Source organism: Tellurirhabdus bombi (assembly GCF_021484805.1).
Taxonomy (GTDB): domain Bacteria; phylum Bacteroidota; class Bacteroidia; order Cytophagales; family Spirosomataceae; genus Tellurirhabdus; species Tellurirhabdus bombi.
On sequence record NZ_CP090557.1, the window covers coordinates 2,011,795 to 2,029,613 of the forward strand.

Below are 17,819 nucleotides of genomic sequence, written 5' to 3' on the forward strand. Positions count from 1 at the left end.
AAAGCCCTTACTGCATGCAGTAAGGGCTTTTTTAGCTAATCGTAGGTCGGTTAAACAGTAGCCCGGCGTAGCTTCACTTTGACAAATTGAATAATCATCGGCAAGATTGAGAAACCGATGATCGCGAAAACTACTAACTCGAAGTTATTTTTGACAATGGGTATATTACCGCACAAATAGCCCAGCATGGTAATACCAAATACCCATAAGATTGCACCAGCAACGCAGTAGGTGATATATTTTGAATACTCCATGCTGCCGGCACCCGCTACAAACGGAGCAATGGTCCGAACGATGGGGATGAAACGCGCCATAATGACTGTTTTACCACCGTGCTTGTGGTAAAAAGCTTCTGTTTCAGTAATATACTCCCGCTTAAAGAACAGGATTCGCTCGCGCATTTTGATCTGTTTACCCAGAAACTTACCAACTATATAATTGACGTTGTCGCCCAGCAGCGCCGCAACAATCAACAGCGGAATCATGATTTTTACGTCCAGGGCACCTGTCGAAGCCGCCAGCGCACCTGCCGCAAACAGCAGCGAGTCGCCAGGTAACAGAGGCATAATAATAAAGCCCGTCTCAACGAAGACAATCAGGAATAAAATGGCGTAAGTCAGCGTGCCATACTCATTAATGATGTCTGCCAGATGCTTGTCCAGGTGAAGAAAAAAATCAAGAATTGTGTGAATCAGTTCCATGAAGGAGGTTAGTTAATTGTGGGGATAAGCAGAAGAAACAGCGCCATTTCCGTCCAGAAACTGAGTGAACGTATCACTACGTAAGCCCAAACGGATGGTCTCCAGCGAGATCAGTTCGTTAGGAGCAATGTTTCCTAAATTGACATTCGCGCCTAATAATTTTACGAACCAAACCTGCTGGGCTTTTTGAGGAGCCTCCCAGATGATCCGTTCAAAAGGTACTTGAGTAAGGATTTCTTCAACCAGGCCTTGCCGTACTTCCCCACTTGCCCGGAAAAGTCCAACATTGCCACTTTCGCGGGCTTCACCGATCACTTTCCAGGCTCCGGCATCTAATTCGGCCTGCATCAGTTGAATCCACTTATAAGGAGGAATAATTTTTGCTTCGTCTTTAGAGCCAACTTCCGATAAAACAACGACTTGCGTTGCTAACTGGCGGATGTATTCCAGCTTGTCGCCTTGCTTCATCTCAATAGACCCATCGGAAACTTCAGCGTGTTCCAGCTTGTATTTGTCCAGCAGACGGCGGTAATCCTCAAATTGATTGCGGACAATAAAGGCTTCGAATAAAGTCCCGCCAAAATAAACCGGAATCCCTGCTTCCCGGTAGAGGCGTAATTTGTCGTCGAGGTTTGGAGTGACGAAGGAGGTAGCCCAGCCTAACTTTACAATATCTACATAAGAGGCTGATGTTTCCAGGAAATCTTCCACCTGACGGCAACTGAGTCCTTTATCCATCACCATTGTCATCCCGTGTATACGGGGCTTTGTGGTACGCTCTGGGATTTGGGTAAGTGTATAATTCATCAGAGGTTATTACATCGGATAAGTCAAAAAAACGCCTAAAAGTAATATAAGTCCGCCTACCTCCCAACAAAATCCATAAAATATCCAGTGTTAAGGATATTTAACTTAGTTAAATGCTATTTTTGTCTGAAACCATTCTCTATGAATAGCCCAGAAATTAATTCCCGCCTTCAATTTTTCCAGTCTATGATTGGCCAGGATATGCGACAGAGTATTTCACCTCTTGGGCGATGGCTCAACGGTGTACTTCGGGTAGCTGAACAAGGCTCATTAACAGCCGATTATGTAGTTCGGGAAGAGATGTGTAACCCCATGCAAGTTCTGCACGGTGGGACGGTGTCGGCTATGCTGGACGACTTAATTGGGGCAACCGTTTATTCACTGGGGCGTGAATACGCATATACGTCCATTAATTTGTCGGTTGATTTTTTGCACGCTGCCAGACTAGGCGAAACGGTTACCGCTACGGCGCGGATTGTGCGGGCGGGAAAAAACGTCATTCATGCCGAAGGCGTTCTGGTGGCGGAAGACGGGAAATTAGTTGCTAAAGCATCTTCTAACCTAGTGCAAACTTCGCTTAAGTTACCCTTTTGACGCTCCATGAGGAGGCGCATCGTAGCGTCGCAAACCAGCTGAAAAACAATAAAGGCTACCGTTCGTCATAACAGTAGCCTTTACACTATTAGCTATAAGCTTAAGACACCCAAACTGCGTTCAGTTGGCCGACCGAACGACAGTTTGGCTTGGCAAAGTTACTATATTGTTAATAGAAAGAAGTTGCTTTAAAGCAATTTCTTTCACGGTCTTAAGGGAGCTATGTATACAAATATGAATTTTCAGTAACCAAGGCAAATTGGTTCTTCATTTTTACGCCGCGCAGCCGGCTCAGCGTAAATTTAGAGATACCCAAATAGGAGGCAATGTATTTGTTTGGCGCTCGTTGACTAATGAGCGGATAATGGTGGCAAAAGAAGTGATACCGCTCAGGAGCGTTTTTAATCTTTAGCATTCGAATGCGTTGTTCCTGCCGCAAAAGCGAGTATTCAACCAAAAGGCGTCCCCAATAGTTTAAAGAAGGAAACTCCTGATAAAGATGCTGAAGATCCTCGTAACCAATGGATAAAAGAAGCGTGTCTTCCAACAGCCGGATGGTCTCAAAGGAGGGTAGGCGGTTTAAAAAGCTGGAGATAGAACAAACGAAGCTTTCATCGTCAAGCATCCAGGAAGTGACTTCGCTATCATCCTGCTGGTAGTAGGCCATCACCAAACCACTAACCACAAAATAAAGCTGGTTGGAGACTTCGCCTTCCTTGAGCAGGTAAGTGCCTTTGGGCAGTTTGGCTTCCTTTAGGCAGCTTATCAAAGCCTGCCGGAGGGGATCGCTCATGGAAGGTGCAGTCTTGAAATAGTTAAAAAAGCTCTCGTGAGATTTCATACAAAATAGTCGCCTGAGCAACTTATAGCTTAGATAGGTATTGGCTTGATTTCGACGCTATTATTAGAATTTTGTCACTTGAGGAAGCAATAATTATCAGTTTTTGTTTTGTTACTAAAGGCGTTTTCAGGAAGGTTAAATGATTAATATGCAGCTACTCCATGTTCTTTTATTACTAAGTTTTTTGCGACCAGTTCCAGCCGAAAAAAGCACCCTTACCATTACAATTGGAAACGTAAAAGCCCGGGGCGGTACAATTCGGGTAGCACTTTTCAAACAAGGACAGAAATTTCCGGACGGAGCTCCCTTGCAGGCTAAAGTAGTTGGGGACGATGCGAAAAAAGTAAGTTTATCGGTAGAGCCGGGCTGGTATGCCGTGGCCGTTTACCACGATCAGAACAACAATGGGCAACTGGACAAAAAGATATTCGGTATTCCAAAGGAACCGTATGGCTTCAGTAACAACATTCGCCCCGCTACGTCCGCTCCAAAATTTGATGAATGTAAGATCCAGGTACAGCAGAACGAAAAGGAAATTGCTATCAAATTACTCTAGTTTTATGGATTATTTATTGATTTATTAGGGCTTAGGTGTAAAAATAGGTCGTAATATAAAATTTGTTATTTAGGTATTAAAAATGTTTCGTATCTTTGTCCGGCAAATAACATATCCAGCTTATTTGCCATGAGTTTAGACTCCTCTAAGTTCCTCTACGAAGCACTTACCTACGACGACGTACTACTACTGCCCGCTTATTCTGACGTTCTTCCGCGCGATACGCAAACCAGCTCACAACTTACTCGTAACATCCGTTTAAACATTCCGCTGATTTCGGCGGCAATGGATACCGTAACGGAGTACGAATTAGCGATTGCGATGGCGCAGGAAGGGGGAATTGGCATGATTCACAAGAACATGAGCATTGAGGCCCAGGCCGAGCAGGTTCGGAAAGTCAAACGCTCCGAAAGCGGCATGATCCTCGATCCCATTACCTTGTCAGAAGGGGCATCACTGGGAGATGCGCATAAAATCATGCGTGATTTCAAAATTGGCGGGATTCCCGTCGTTGATGCATCCAACAGACTAGTCGGGATTTTAACCAATCGTGACCTGCGTTTTCAAACGGAGCTATCAAAGCCCGTTACCGATATCATGACCCGCGAAAAGCTTATTACTGCCCGTGAAGGAATTACCCTGGACGAAGCGGAAAGCATTTTGCAAGAATTTAAGATTGAAAAATTGCCGATTGTAGATGGCGAAAATCGTCTGGTCGGTTTAATTACGTACAAAGACATTCTGAAAAAGAAAAGCCATCCGAACGCTTGCAAAGACGAATTTGGTCGGCTGCGGGTTGGGGCTGCCGTTGGGGTCACCCCCGATCTGACGCGTCGGATTGAAGCACTCGTGAAGGCCGGAGTAGACGTAATCAGTGTTGATACGGCTCACGGGCATTCGCAAGGCGTAATCGATGCCGTAAAAGGCATTAAAGAGAAATTTCCGAAACTGGACGTAATCGCTGGAAACGTAGCAACGGGCGCTGGCGCGAAAGCCCTGGCCGACGCGGGTGCCGACGCCGTGAAAGTCGGTGTTGGACCAGGAAGTATCTGTACCACACGGATTATTGCCGGAATCGGGATGCCCCAATTAACCGCCGTTTACGAATCAGCGAAGGCACTGCAAGGTACGGGCGTTCCCGTAATTGCGGATGGCGGGATTCGTTTCTCGGGCGACATTACGAAAGCCATTGCGGGCGGTGCAGCCACCGTTATGATTGGATCGTTGCTAGCCGGAACCGAAGAAGCGCCGGGTGAAGTCGTTCTGTATGAAGGTCGTCGTTTCAAAACCTACCGGGGGATGGGATCGGTGGAAGCGATGGAAGAAGGTTCAAAAGACCGTTACTTCCAGGACGCAGAAGACGATATCAAAAAACTGGTTCCCGAAGGAATTGTAGGACGCGTGCCTTACAAAGGTCGGGTGTCGGAAATTACCTATCAGTTGGTGGGTGGTCTGAAAGCCGGAATGGGTTACTGCGGAGCGAAAGACATCGAGACACTGCAACAGGCTAAGTTTGTGAAAATCACCACCGCCGGTTCGCGCGAAAGCCACCCGCACGATATCCAGATTCAGAAAGAAGCGCCGAATTATTCAGCGCGTTGATAGTAGCTTGGAGAAACCGGATTTACTTTGTGGAAGTCCGGTTTCCTTCCAGATAATGCAGTGTACTGGTTAGCCGGTCCGTGAAGAGATTGAGTTCCCGAATGCCCATGCGATAGTGTTCGATTATGCATTCAACCGGGTCGTGTTTCATCTGGAAAAATAGCGAAGGCGTCACTAGAACCCGCACGTTATCTACTAAAATCAGACGCTCTGCGTGGTAATGCCCGCAAACGACTGTTACCTGCCCCGGCGCCGATTTCAGCAAAGTCATAAGCCGGTCCCGCTGCTGAAACGGATAGTTTATATCCATGTATTTAACATCAGCCAGTAAGGGAGGATGATGCATGAATACGAGTAAATTACCCTCTAAAGATTTTAGTTGCGTTTCCAGCCACTCCCACTGCGTTTCAGAGCAGTAGCCTCTGGCCGTATCCAAAAAAAGCGCGGTTTGCGTATCCAGTACGCGAGAAAAATAAAGCTCCTGACCGTGCAAATCAGCCCCAAGTCGAAATTCCTCCGCCAGCAAGACCGAATCGTCGTGATTGCCCGAAATGACGTAATAAGGCAAACCAAGCGCATCCAAATGCGGTAACACCCAGCGGTAAATTTCCCGGTCGCCTTGCTGGTAACAAACGTCGCCGCCAATAACGAGGCAATCGGGTTTCATTTCGGTAAGAAAATGCAAGGCATCCAGAAAGTTCTGCCGGATATCTACGCCCTGCGGATGCTGGTTTTCTGTACCAATATGAAGATCTGTGAGAAAAGCGATCCGCATTTATTAAAGCTTTTTGCTGTCTTTTTTAGGAAGTAACTTCGGGATCGCCACCCCATTTACCGAAATGATCTCTTTACTGTCAATGGCAGGGTCGAGGTCTACGGCTTTATAAGAAATGCTGATGCCACCTTTCGGTCTAACCAGGGCCACCAGGCGCTTGTTCTGGCCGCTACCAATTTCGTAAAATTCCCGGACAGTCGTGGTCACGTAGGCATAGCCTTCGTCGAGTTGGCCATCTTTCTGACCAATGCGCTTGATCGAGGTAAAAGCGTTTTTGTACCAACCCGACGACAGGCTTCCTTTGCCAAAACGCAGAATGTCACCCTCCTTCAGGACGAGGCCACGGGTCGTTGTGACGGGTCCCATGACACGCTTACCGCCGTTTTGTCCAAAACAGACGGTTGAAACAAGCAATAAGACAATGGCAGAGAACAACTTCATGGCTAAGTCCGTATACGGATGGTTAGATTAAAACGACTTTGGGGCGGCTATCTGACCCGCTAAAACAGCAATGCCTTCTTCAAAACTATGGGGTTCATAACCCAGTACTTGCCGGGGTTTGTCCAGGATAAATCCGGTACGCGGCGGGCGGCGCGCGGGTTGCGAAAACGTGGTCGAATCGGCCTGCGTGATCAGAGCTTTATCCAGTCCGAAATAATCCGCCGTCTTGATGGCCATCTCATACGGATTCAGAAAATCTTTACCGGAAATATTGAAAATTCCTTCAGCCTGCTGATCGGCGATCAGAAAACAACCCGTCGCCAGATCTTCCGCCAACGTAGGGGTGCGCCACTGATCGGTAACTACCTTAATCGTTTTGCCATCTTCCAGCGATTTTTTCACCCACAAAATGATGTTAGTGCGGCTCATGTCGTGCGCAATGCCATAAACAAGCACGGTGCGGGCAATGCCCCAGCGAATGCCCGAATGAATAACGACTTTTTCGGCGGCATATTTGCTCCAGCCGTAGAAACTGATCGGGTTGGCTTCGGCTTCTTCGTCATAGGGACCGGCAGCTCCATCAAAAATGAAATCCGTAGAGACATGCAACAGAAAGGCATCGTTCGCCTGGGCGGCTTCCACCAGATATTCCACCGCTTTGACATTCTGCGCCCAGCAGGCATCTTTTTCGCTTTCGCACTGGTCCACATTGGTCATGGCTGCCGTGTGGATAATGGCGTCGGGTTTAGTTTCGCCAATCACGGTCAACACCTGATCGCGATCCGTAATGTCCATCGCGCGGTATTCATACCCTTCTGCGTAAGGCAGTCGGTTTTCGCCACGTGCTGTAGCAATCAGGTTAATTTCAGGATAGGTTTGGGTAATCAGATCAACTAGTTTTTGACCCAATAAGCCGTTAGAACCCGTAATAAGAATGCGTTTTGCCATATAATCAGTAGGTATATCCGAACTGTTTTGTAATCTTTTTCTTCTTCATCCACTCACCCGATACTTTCATGCGAACGTCTTTCAGAGGCCGGTTTCCCGCCGGATTCTGGGGTTGCTTGGCAATGCTGTCTACCACGGCCAACCCATCAATTACTTCGCCAAAAACGGTGTAGTTACCGTCCAGGTGGGGGCTGCCGCCCAGCCTTTTATAAACCTGCTGTTGGGCTTCCGTAGGCTGGTGTCCGTTCAGGGTAGCGATGCGGGCCATCTGGGTTTTCAGGCTTTCATCGTCCCAGACCCGACCTTGGACAATGTAAAACTGGCAACCACTCGACGCTTTTTCTGGATTGTTGTCGCGGGCAGCGGCCAGGGCCCCTTTTTTGTGAAATAATTCCGGGACAAATTCCGCCGGCACCTTATACCCAACATCGCCAGAACCCAGCGGCTGACCGGGGTCCGCTTTTTTGGAATTTGGATCACCGCCCTGAATCATGAATTTTTCGATCACCCGGTGAAAGAGCAAATCATCGTAAAAATTTTTCTTCACCAGCTTGATGAAATTATCGCGGTGCAAGGGCGTCTGATTATAAAGAATGAGCCGCATGGTTCCGTAATCCGTAGTCAGCGTAACCAGATAGTCTTTTTTCTTTGGAGGCTTGGCCGCCCACGTTGGGAAAGTTAATAAAAGAGCCGTTAATAGTAATAAATGGCGCATGAAGAGTGGCTTCGTCATTAGGTCTACAATATGGATTGAGAAATTGAAGTCCGCAAAAATGTAAGGTTGATCTTATAAATTTTCCCGTACGCTCCGCAAAATCTCATCGCCTCCCTGCGCCAGAATGTGCTCGGCCAGACTATGCCCCAACTGCTCGGCTTCGGCAGAAACACCCGAAAAAGTTTCGCGCAGAATCTCGGTGCCGTCCAGACTAACAATTCCCCCCGTCAGGCTTACCTGATCATCGGCGAAAGTCGCCAAACCAAAAACCGGAATGCTGCACCCACCTTCCAAACGACGCAAAAAGGCCCGTTCTGCTTTCAGGCAAACTTCGGTGGTTTCGTGGTTGGTCAGGCGGCGAATCAAAGCCAGTTTCTCCGGCTCGAGCGAAGTCGCGGCCTCAATGGCAATGCTACCCTGGCCAACCGCTGGGGTGAAGTCGCTGGTTGGTAAATATTCAGCTATCAAATCGTCGTATTCCATCCGATGAACGCCCGCAAAGGCCAGCAGCAAAGCGTCGCATTGCCCTTCTTCAAGTTTGCGGAGCCGCGTTTGCAGGTTACCCCGCATGTCAACGGTTTTGATGTGCGGACAAAAATGCTTCAACATTGCTACCCGCCGGGTCGATGAAGTGCCCACCACAAAGCTTTTGCCGCTCGTCAGCGACAGACTTTTGTCGTGGCTAACCAGCACATCGTTGACTCGCTCGCGTTCAGTAAAGGCAATAATAGTCAGGTCTTCAGGTAGTGACGATTGCAGGTCTTTCGCGCTATGAACCGCAATATCAATGGTTCCGTCGCGCAGTTGATCTTCCAGCTCCTGCGTAAAAACGCCTTTACTACCAATCTTTGCCAACGAACGGTCCAGCACTTTGTCGCCTTTGGTTTCAATCAAAACCAGTTCTGAATCGACACCGCCCTGTTTCAAAACTTCCTGAATATGATAGGCTTGCCACAAAGCAAGCCGACTGCTGCGAGTACCTATTTTTATGTTCATTATGCTCACTAAACACCTACTGTATCGTTTTCATCAGCAGGAATTTTTTCCTCAATGAATTGAATAATTTGACTGGCAATGTCGATGCCGGTCGTTTTCTCAATGCCTTCCAAACCCGGCGATGAATTCACCTCCAGAACCAGCGGCCCCCGGTTCGATTGGAGCATGTCGACGCCCGCAACGCGCAAGCCTAGCGCCTTGGCCGCATTGATGGCCGTTTCTTCTTCTTCCGGCGAGAGCGTCATCTGCGTACCATTACCGCCCAAATGCAGATTCGAGCGAAATTCGCCTTCTTTGCCCTGGCGTTTCATCGCCCCAACAACGCGTCCGCCCACCACAAAGGCACGTATATCAGCTCCTTTGGCTTCGGCAATGTATTCCTGAATCAAAACGTTGGCTTTCAGCCCATAAAGCGTTTCAATGGTCGATCTAGCCGTTTTTCCGGTTTCGGCCAGCACCACACCGATGCCTTGCGTTCCTTCCAGCAATTTAATGACAACGGGCGGACCACCTACCAGCGCCAGCAATTGGTCGAGGTCTTTAGGTTGCTTGGCAAACACGGTCTTGGGTAAGCCAACACCCGCTTTGGAAAGCACCTGCAAACTTCGCAATTTATTTCGGGACCGCGAGATAGCTTGTGATTTGGCGGTCGTAAAAACTTTCATCATTTCAAATTGCCGCACCACCGCGCATCCATAATCCGTAACGGAAGCGCCGATTCGGGGAATGATGGCGTCGATTTGCTCGAGCGGTTTGTTGCGGTATATGATGGATGGCTTGCCGCCTTCAATCATAACCTGGCAGCGCAGGTGGTCAATCACCGTCGCTTCGTGCTTGCGTTGCTCGATAGCCTCCACCAACCGGCGGGTCGAATACAGATCCGGATTGGTAGACAAGATTGCAATATGCATATAAAAAGGTCGTAAAAAGTCAGTGATTTTGTGTTGCCGTTGATTTTGCCTGTAGTCCAAACAGTGGGAGGGCAGTTTGTGAGTCGGTTACGGAGTTTGTTTTTTTGCCCGGAAGGAAACGTCTTTCAAGGATACATCAACAATAAACTTATTGCGTATTAGCTTTCGACCGAGCAAAACCGGAAAGCGCATGCTGCCCCGGTTCGCGAGCGAAAACTCTGCCACAATGATTTTCCCCATCAAACGCACCCTCGTTCGAATCACAAATCGTTTCTCCGATTGACCAAATGAATTTTTGATGGTTTTATACTGAAACTGTTCGGTGGTAATTTGCAACTGGTCGCCGCTCTGCCCACTGGCAATGGTGAACTGAAGCTGGCGCGTATCATTATGAGATATCAACTGAACATCGATACAGTGCAGAGCTGAGGTATAAGCGCCGGTATCGATCTTCGCCTCGACATCCTGAAGGCCAAAGTCCGGAAAATCAATGCGGTCGGAATAACCGATTAGTTGCTTGGGCCGGGATGTGGATACTTTTTTCACAACGCGCTTTATTTTCCCTGCCGCATCAGGCGACTGAATGTTAGTGATACATCAAGGAGAACCATTTTCGCCCGGGCGTTTCGCTCAATGTGAAACGAGGCTTCGTTCAGATCGCTAATCATCTGCTCTAGGTAAGTCGGCTCCAACACTTTACTGAAGTTTTCAACAAACGTACGTTCTTCGGTTGGCAGACGCAAGAGGGAATTGGCACCGTGTTTCCACAACAGCAAATCACGGCACATGCTGAGGCTGTAATCCAGTAGCCCACGTTGCTTTTCTTTTCCTAGCGCGTCGAACGCATCCGCCTGTTTAACCAGCGTAATTAAATCTTGTTTATAACAAGTTCGCATCCAGTCCGCAAACCAGGTGTGCCGGTCTGCCACGCCTTCGGGCGAATTTCCCTCCGGACTTTCTCCGGCCAGCCGGATTGCTTCTGAAAGATTTCCATCGGCCAGATAGGCGATTTGCCGCGCCTGTTTTTCGGCCAGATTCAGGTGTTGCCGCAAGTGCATACTCACTTCCTCATCGGTGAAAGCCCGCACGGCCACGCGCTGGGTCCGCGACAGAATGGTAATCAGCAATTTGGCCGACTGATTGGTAACCAGCAAAAACAAGGTTTTGGCAGGCGGTTCTTCCAGGACTTTCAGCAGGGCGTTTGCTGTTGCTATGTGCATGTTTTCCACGCACCAGACCAGCACAATTTTATATTCTCCTTCGTAGGACTTCAGTGCCAGTTTACCCAGCAATTCGCGGGCTTCCTCTACGGGAATGTTGCCTTGTTTAATGCTAATGGCAGCGAGCCATTCTTCCAGCGTGCGGTAAGGATGTTCGGCCACAAATTTGCGCCAATCGGCGAGATAATGCTCACTGATGGTCTTGCTGCCCGCTACCGGAAACACAATGTTCAGGTCCGGGTGGGCCAGCTTACTCATTTTGGCGCAGGATGGACAACGCCCACAGGCATCGTTTTCCCCCTTGTTTTCGCAGTTGATGTAAGTCGCAAAAGCCAGCGCCAGCGCCAGATTAGCGCTTCCCGGCGGGCCATCAAACAATTGAGCGTGCGCGACATGGTTGGTCTGCACCGACCGGATCAGCGTTTGCTTGGTGTCTTCGTGGCCAATTATCTCGTTAAAAAGCATTCTCCAAATTTACGATCTTGCCGCTTCCAGACCAGATTTAGCAGGTTAAAATTCTGTGATTGTTTACGGCCTAACTTTGGGGGTGGGTCAGCTGGTAGATGGTTTGCAGGATGGCTTCATCCGTTGGGCTCAATTCGATTCCGCGCCGCGCAATGGTTTCGCGCACTACTTGCAGGGCCTTATCTAGCCGGTAAGCAGAAATTCCTTCGGCGGCACCGCCCCACGAAAAGGATGGAATGTGTTTTGGCTGAAAACCCGCCCCGAAAACATTTACATTCACACCCACAACCGTACCCGTATTGAACATGGTGCTGATACCGGCTTTGGTGTAATCGCCCATCATCAAGCCGCAGAACAGCCGCCCGCTGTCTTCCAGTTGGTTGGTTGCGTAGCTGTAGAGCTTGACGTTGGTATAGTCGTTTTTCAGGTTGGAATTATTGGTATTGGCGCCGAGGTTGCACCACTCGCCGAGCACTGAATTGCCCAAAAAACCGTCGTGGCCTTTGTTGCTGTAACCGAAAAAGATGGAGTTGCTTACTTCACCGCCCACCTTGCAGTAAGGCCCGATGGTGGTATTGCTTCGCATTTTTCCGCCCCAGTTGATGGTTGCCTGGTCGCAGAGCGCAAATGGCCCCATCATGACGGTGCCCTCGCTGATAACGGCGTTTCGGCCAATGTAAATCGGTCCCCCCTCAGCATTTAGGACTGCCGCCCGGATAACGGCGCCTTCTTCGATAAAAACATTTTCGGGAGCGTAGACGCGCGTGTGCGGATCCGTGATGGGTTGCGATTTCCGCCCGGCGGTCAAAAAAGCAAAATCAGCGCGAATTTGCTCGCCATTGTACACAAACAGATCGGGCAAATGACGCACAATCGTCAGGATAGCCTCGAACGTACGTGTACGCTGCGCATCTGTTAGGGTTGGAGCCTGCTCATGGCTTTTGGAAGTCCGCAGGGCAAGAAGCAATCCATCAGGCGTAACCAGCGCTTCTTCCTGACTGAGTTGGCTGACCGCCGTAACGAGTTCTTCAGTTGGGCAAACGGCGCCGTTGATATATACATTGTCGTCGGCTGGACGATGGGGGAATTTCGGTTGCAGGTAGCTTTCGGTCAGAAAGGAAGCGTCGGCAGACAGCCGGGTGTTCCATTTTTCCGTTATGGTTTGAATCCCAATTCGAACGCCGGAAACGGGTCTTGTAAAGGTAAAAGGCAGAAGCGCCGTGCGGATGTTCGGCTCGTCAAAAAGAATCAGGTTGATCATGAGAATGGTGCTTTCCAGATGCAAATATCAACGTTCCGGCCTAAGTCCTGAAAGGGATCTCAAATTTTGTTGCTGTTTTTCAATAGTTTTGGCCTGTTTTACCGCCCATTAAAGCTATGAACCGTTACGGACTAATAGGATACCCACTAAGCCATTCATTCTCTAAAAAATATTTTGCGGAAAAATTCGAGAAGGAGGGCATTGCTGATAGCTACTACGATCTGTTTGAATTAGAGGACATTCTGACGTTGCCGGAGCTAATTAAATCCGTGCCTGATCTAAGAGGATTGAACGTAACGATTCCGTACAAACAGGCGGTGATCCCCTTTCTGGATGGTTTGGATGAGCAATCGGCAGCCCGAATCGGTGCGGTCAATACCATCAAAATTTTTCCAGACGGGCGTAAGATCGGCTATAACACGGATTATTACGGATTCCGGCAGTCACTGGAACGCTGGTTGGGCACTTTAGAAATCGGGCCGACCACTTTACAAGCGTTGGTGCTGGGCAATGGCGGGGCGGCCAAAGCCGTTACGACCGCATTAACGGATATGGGCATTCAGCACCGGATTGTTTCCCGAACGCCATCGGTTGAAAACTTGTCGTACGAGTTTATTACACCCGCCGTTCTGGAAGATTATCGCTTGATTATCAATACCTCGCCTGTCGGTACCTACCCGAATGTGGATGCTGCTCCAGAGCTGCCCTACAGTACAATTTCCAACCGGCATTTGCTATACGATCTGGTTTACAATCCGGCAGAAACCTTGTTTTTGCGCAAAGGCCAGGAGCAGGGGGCCGCAACGCATAACGGCTTGCCAATGCTGGTGTTACAGGCTGAAAAGGCGTGGGAAATCTGGCAGCAGAAATAACTTATAGACAAGATGGCTGAGCTAATTCTGCAAAATGCAACGGTTTTCACGGGCACAGATGTACTAACGAGCGCTTCTATTCGGATCGATAACGGCCTGATTCAGGAGGTAGTGAGCGGCTCTCTGTCAGCTAGCAACGCGTTGGATTTGGCGGGACAATGGTTGATTCCTGGTCTGGTTGATTTGCAGGCATACGGCGGCTCGGAGGTATCGCTCAATGAACAGCCCACCGCCCGAACGGTAGCCCATATTTACGAAACGCATCGAAAAGGGGGCACCACGTCGATCTTACCAACTCTTTATTCATCAGACCACGCCACGGCTTTACAGGCTATTGCTGCGGTTCGGGAAGAGCAAAAAAAAGAGCCGTTGGGCGTCCTTGGCCTGCACCTGGAAGGACCTTATGTGTCGTTAGAAAAGCGGGGGGTACACAGCGCCGCTTACGTACGAGAGTCTGATAGTCAAGAGCTATCGGAATTAATCGAATACGGAAAAGACGTCATTCGCCTGCTGACGATTGCGCCTGAATGCTTTACGGAAGAACAGTTACAAATGCTGAAAAAAGGAGGTATACGACTTTCGGCGGGGCACACAAATGCCACGTACCAACAGGCAACGGCCGCTTTTGACGGCGAGGTTGCGCTGGCGACGCATCTTTACAACGCCATGCGGGGTTTCGAAAGCCGGGAGCCGGGCGTGGTCGGGGCGGTTTTCGACCACCCAACGATTCGGGCAAGCATCGTGGCCGATGGTTTTCACAACGATTTTGCGGCGATCCGAATAGCGCACCGCTTACTAAAAGACCGCCTTTTTTTGATCTCCGACGCGATGTCGGCAGCCCCGCCCCGTCCGCAATTTGTGCACGAAGAACTACAAATCCAGTACGATCGGGGACGGTATGTGAACCAGGACGGTCGGCTGGCAGGTTCGTCGATTACATTGCTGGAGGCGGTCCAAAATTGCATTCAACGGGTTGGGTTAGAACCAGCGCAGGCGTTTCGAATGGCATCCACCATTCCGGCGAAAATCATTGGCCTGGGCGATAAAATCGGAAAAATTCAGTCCGGTTATACTGCTAACTTAATCGTTCTGGACAGCGAATTAGCCTTGTCGCAAGTGATGGTAAACGGCAGCTTTATCGCCTGAAGTTACTAGACAGGTCGGTAAGTTGTCAGCCAGTCGTTGCCGATGCGTTCGTTGCTTTGCAAGCGCCCACGCAAGGTGGGAGCGGCCAGTCCGTCACCGAGTACTTTCGGGCTTTTAAAAACGCGGGCTTCGTCCCATAACCCCTGGTTGAGCATACTTTCCAGCAGAAACGTACCGCCTTCCACAATCAGCGACTGAATCTTCTGATTATACAAGTCGTCCAGCAGTTGCGGCAGAAAAGGCTCGCTGGCCTTTAGTGGGATGAATTGCGTGGCGGGTAACGTAAAATCGGCAGGCTGCGGAACATTATCCAAATGATAGACCAGCGTCCGCTGTGAGCCATCGAAAAGGTTCAATTCACGGGGAAGCTGCAATGTTTTGTCGATCACCACCCGCACTGGATTGCGCCCCTGCCACAGCCGAACATTTAGTTTGGGATTATCGTACCGCGCCGTGTTGGTCCCGACCATAATGGCGTCTTCTTCGCTGCGCCACTGATGCACTAGCTGCCGCGAAAGTGCGCCGCTGATGACCAAAGGCTGGTAACTCGACGGCGCAATAAAGCCATCGGCCGTTTCAGCCCATTTCAGGATAAGGTAAGGCCGTTTTTTTTCGATAAAGGTAAAGAAGCGGCAGTTCAGTTCACGGCCTCGTTCGGCCAGCACGTTGGTTTGCACGTCAATGCCCGCCGCCCGCAATTTAGCCAGCCCTTTTCCGGCGACGAGCGGATTTGGATCATCATTGCAAACAACGACCCGCTTCACCCGTTTTTCAACCAGCAGGTCGGCGCAGGGCGGTGTTTTTCCGAAGTGCGAACAAGGCTCCAGGGTCACGTAAACGGTAGCTTCGGGCAGCAAGGTTTCGTCGGTTACCGATCGAACGGCGTTCACCTCGGCGTGAGGCTCCCCGTAGCGCTGGTGCCAGCCTTCACCGATAATGACAGGCTTCTGGCCAGGTTTTTCGTGCACAATAACGCAACCAACCAGCGGGTTAGGACTAACGGTTCCGCGCCCCAAGGTGGCCAATTCGAGGGCGCGAGTCATGTATATGTTATCGTTCATTGGGTAAAAGTCACAAGTCAACTGCCAAAAGTCCGCAAGTTTTTGCAGATTTACACAAAATTAAGCATACGCATGACCACGGCTAAGTCCCTGTTTGATTCGTTGGTCGGGCAATTGAAAGGATATCGTCCAGAGGAAGCCCGGGCCATCGTATTTTTGTTATTTGAACATTTTCTGCGGTTTCGCCGGACTGATGTTGTTGCCAATAAGCCGGTACCAGCCACGCAACCCGATTGGGATGACCTGATTCTGCGGTTGAACAATCAGGAACCCGTACAGCACCTAATCGGAACAACGGAGTTTTGTGGTCTGGAGTTTCAGGTATCGCCCGCCGTACTGATTCCGCGCCCGGAAACCGAAGAACTCATTCGCCTTATTGTTCGGGATTATGCTGAGGCACCCGCTCCGCTGAATATCATCGACTTAGGGACGGGGAGTGGCTGCATTGCCGTGACGCTGGCTCGGTTCTTACCGCAAGCGTCGGTAGTAGCCTGGGACTTGTCGGAGGACGCGCTGGAGGTTGCCCGCCAGAATGCGGAACAACTACAGGCCGAAGTGGTTTTTGAAAAACGGGATATCCTGGAAGGAGCTAGCGACGATCTGAACGAACGCAATCGGTTTGATTGTGTGGTGAGTAACCCGCCGTACGTGACGCATTCGGAAGCCGAGCAAATGGACCAGAACGTGCTGCGGTATGAGCCGCATCTGGCCTTATTTGTGGAAGATGTCGATCCTTTGCTTTTCTACAAGGCGGTTGCCGATTTTGGTTGTCAGCACCTGACCGTTGGTGGTGCCTGCTACGTTGAAATCAACGAGCGGTTCGGGCCGGAAACGCAGGATGTATTTGCCGAGCGAGGTTATCGAAACGTACAGATTTTTAAAGATATTCACGGCAAAGACCGGTTTGTGAAGGCGTTAATCTAAACGAGGTGAATGACCACTAATTTCACGTATCATACCAAAATCCGCCGCGTATTCGATGAGATGGGCAAGGTGGTTGTCGGACAGCATGATCTGCTCAGTCGGCTGCTCATTGGCTTGTTCACGGGCGGACATATTTTGCTGGAAGGCGTACCGGGCCTTGCTAAGACATTAACAATCAGCACCCTGTCGAAGGCGTTGCAGCTTGACTTTCAGCGCATTCAGTTTACGCCCGACCTGCTGCCTGCCGACTTAGTAGGAACGATGATTTTCAACCAGAAATCGGGTGATTTTGAGGTAAAACAAGGCCCCATCTTTGCCAACCTGATTCTGGCCGATGAGGTCAACCGCTCGCCTGCCAAGGTGCAATCGGCCCTGCTGGAAGCGATGCAGGAAAAGCAGGTGACCATTGGCGAAGAGACGTTTGTACTGGATAAGCCTTTTTTGGTGCTGGCAACGCAAAACCCGGTCGAGCAGGAGGGAACTTATCCTTTGCCCGAAGCCCAGGTTGACCGCTTCATGATGAAGGTTTTCGTTGGTTATTTATCGAAAGAAGACGAGCTGGAAGTGATGCGGCGGATGGCCAACATGAACTTCGATTATGAAGTGCAACCGGTTCTGGACAAGGACGACATTTTTGGGATTCGCGACGAAATCAATAAAATCACCATTTCCGAAACGCTCGAACGGTACATTATTGAGCTGGTTTTTGCCACGCGCCGCCCGCTCGATTATGCGCTCCGTGACGAAGCCCGCTACATTCAGTACGGTGTATCACCCCGTGCCAGCATTCACCTGAACCGTGCCGCCAAAGCCCTTGCATACTTCGACCAGCGCGATTATGTGCTGCCCGAAGATATCAAGGAAGTGGCCCTGGATGTGTTTAATCACCGCATTCACCTCAACTACGAAGCCGAAGCCGACGGCGTAACGACTTCGCAGATTGTGGATTCAATTTTGCGTAAAGTCGCTATCGGGCGATAAGA

The 17,819-nt window shown here is 49.8% G+C and carries 20 protein-coding genes; 7 read left to right on the forward strand and 13 right to left on the reverse strand.

The annotated features are described in order from the left end of the window. Window positions 1-50 precede the first annotated feature (50 nt). Window positions 51-701, reverse strand: coding sequence for a DedA family protein (locus L0Y31_RS08595; protein ID WP_234736710.1), 651 nt, complete (start codon window positions 699-701; stop codon window positions 51-53). Window positions 702-713: 12 nt separating this feature from the next. Then, window positions 714-1,508 carry a phosphosulfolactate synthase gene (locus L0Y31_RS08600; RefSeq protein ID WP_234736711.1) on the reverse strand — a complete coding sequence of 265 codons (795 nt, stop codon included), beginning with the start codon at window positions 1,506-1,508 and terminating at the stop codon, window positions 714-716. Between the two features lie 141 nt (window positions 1,509-1,649). Between L0Y31_RS08600 and L0Y31_RS08605 the strand changes: the two genes are divergently transcribed. Beyond that, window positions 1,650-2,102 (forward strand): PaaI family thioesterase, encoded by a 453-nt coding sequence (locus L0Y31_RS08605; RefSeq protein ID WP_234736712.1) that lies wholly within the window; start codon window positions 1,650-1,652, stop codon window positions 2,100-2,102. A 220-nt stretch (window positions 2,103-2,322) separates the two neighbouring features. On the opposite strand, the gene L0Y31_RS08610 is transcribed toward L0Y31_RS08605, so the two are convergent. After that, complete coding sequence (locus L0Y31_RS08610) at window positions 2,323-2,895, reverse strand: Crp/Fnr family transcriptional regulator (RefSeq protein ID WP_234736713.1); 573 nt, start codon at window positions 2,893-2,895, stop codon at window positions 2,323-2,325. 232 nt (window positions 2,896-3,127) lie between these two features. Here L0Y31_RS08610 and L0Y31_RS08615 point away from each other — a divergent pair, with 232 nt between their 5' ends. Then, entirely contained in the window at window positions 3,128-3,499 is a 372-nt protein-coding gene (locus L0Y31_RS08615) for a DUF2141 domain-containing protein (RefSeq protein ID WP_234736714.1), read from the forward strand. 129 nt (window positions 3,500-3,628) lie between these two features. After that, window positions 3,629-5,101, forward strand: a complete 1,473-nt coding sequence (guaB, locus tag L0Y31_RS08620) for an IMP dehydrogenase (protein ID WP_234736715.1) — start codon at window positions 3,629-3,631, stop codon at window positions 5,099-5,101. Between the two features lie 22 nt (window positions 5,102-5,123). Here the strand turns inward: guaB and L0Y31_RS08625 are convergent, their stop codons facing one another. The 9 genes from L0Y31_RS08625 to L0Y31_RS08665 all read right to left on the reverse strand — a co-directional run bounded on the left by L0Y31_RS08625 (window position 5,124) and on the right by L0Y31_RS08665 (window position 12,833). Next, entirely contained in the window at window positions 5,124-5,876 is a 753-nt protein-coding gene (locus L0Y31_RS08625; RefSeq protein WP_234736716.1) for a metallophosphoesterase family protein, read from the reverse strand. Between the two features lie 3 nt (window positions 5,877-5,879). Next, a complete protein-coding gene (locus tag L0Y31_RS08630) occupies window positions 5,880-6,317 on the reverse strand; it encodes a hypothetical protein (protein ID WP_234736717.1) in 438 nt (145 codons plus the stop codon). 27 nt (window positions 6,318-6,344) lie between these two features. Continuing rightward, complete coding sequence (locus L0Y31_RS08635; RefSeq protein WP_234736718.1) at window positions 6,345-7,265, reverse strand: SDR family oxidoreductase; 921 nt, start codon at window positions 7,263-7,265, stop codon at window positions 6,345-6,347. Between the two features lie 4 nt (window positions 7,266-7,269). Then, window positions 7,270-7,980, reverse strand: coding sequence for a peptidylprolyl isomerase (locus L0Y31_RS08640; protein WP_234736719.1), 711 nt, complete (start codon window positions 7,978-7,980; stop codon window positions 7,270-7,272). A gap of 72 nt (window positions 7,981-8,052) precedes the next feature. Beyond that, entirely contained in the window at window positions 8,053-8,976 is a 924-nt protein-coding gene (gene hemC / locus L0Y31_RS08645; protein ID WP_234736720.1) for a hydroxymethylbilane synthase, read from the reverse strand. A gap of 8 nt (window positions 8,977-8,984) precedes the next feature. Then, window positions 8,985-9,887, reverse strand: coding sequence for a 30S ribosomal protein S6--L-glutamate ligase (gene rimK, locus L0Y31_RS08650; RefSeq protein WP_234736721.1), 903 nt, complete (start codon window positions 9,885-9,887; stop codon window positions 8,985-8,987). An 87-nt stretch (window positions 9,888-9,974) separates the two neighbouring features. Further along, a complete protein-coding gene (locus L0Y31_RS08655; protein WP_234736722.1) occupies window positions 9,975-10,433 on the reverse strand; it encodes an ATP-dependent zinc protease family protein in 459 nt (152 codons plus the stop codon). An 8-nt stretch (window positions 10,434-10,441) separates the two neighbouring features. Further along, a complete protein-coding gene (locus tag L0Y31_RS08660) occupies window positions 10,442-11,572 on the reverse strand; it encodes a DNA polymerase III subunit (protein ID WP_234736723.1) in 1,131 nt (376 codons plus the stop codon). Between the two features lie 70 nt (window positions 11,573-11,642). Then, window positions 11,643-12,833 (reverse strand): putative sugar nucleotidyl transferase, encoded by a 1,191-nt coding sequence (locus tag L0Y31_RS08665; RefSeq protein WP_234736724.1) that lies wholly within the window; start codon window positions 12,831-12,833, stop codon window positions 11,643-11,645. A 116-nt stretch (window positions 12,834-12,949) separates the two neighbouring features. Between L0Y31_RS08665 and L0Y31_RS08670 the strand changes: the two genes are divergently transcribed. Together L0Y31_RS08670 and nagA are read left to right on the forward strand one after the other, a co-directional pair. Beyond that, entirely contained in the window at window positions 12,950-13,705 is a 756-nt protein-coding gene (locus tag L0Y31_RS08670; RefSeq protein ID WP_234736725.1) for a shikimate dehydrogenase family protein, read from the forward strand. Between the two features lie 12 nt (window positions 13,706-13,717). Then, complete coding sequence (gene nagA / locus L0Y31_RS08675; RefSeq protein ID WP_234736726.1) at window positions 13,718-14,851, forward strand: N-acetylglucosamine-6-phosphate deacetylase; 1,134 nt, start codon at window positions 13,718-13,720, stop codon at window positions 14,849-14,851. Between the two features lie 5 nt (window positions 14,852-14,856). Here the strand turns inward: nagA and ribD are convergent, their stop codons facing one another. Beyond that, entirely contained in the window at window positions 14,857-15,912 is a 1,056-nt protein-coding gene (gene ribD / locus L0Y31_RS08680; protein ID WP_234736727.1) for a bifunctional diaminohydroxyphosphoribosylaminopyrimidine deaminase/5-amino-6-(5-phosphoribosylamino)uracil reductase RibD, read from the reverse strand. Between the two features lie 72 nt (window positions 15,913-15,984). Between ribD and prmC the strand changes: the two genes are divergently transcribed. Beyond that, window positions 15,985-16,836, forward strand: a complete 852-nt coding sequence (gene prmC / locus L0Y31_RS08685) for a peptide chain release factor N(5)-glutamine methyltransferase (protein WP_234736728.1) — start codon at window positions 15,985-15,987, stop codon at window positions 16,834-16,836. 9 nt (window positions 16,837-16,845) lie between these two features. After that, entirely contained in the window at window positions 16,846-17,817 is a 972-nt protein-coding gene (locus L0Y31_RS08690) for an AAA family ATPase (protein ID WP_234736729.1), read from the forward strand. Window positions 17,818-17,819: the final 2 nt, after the last annotated feature.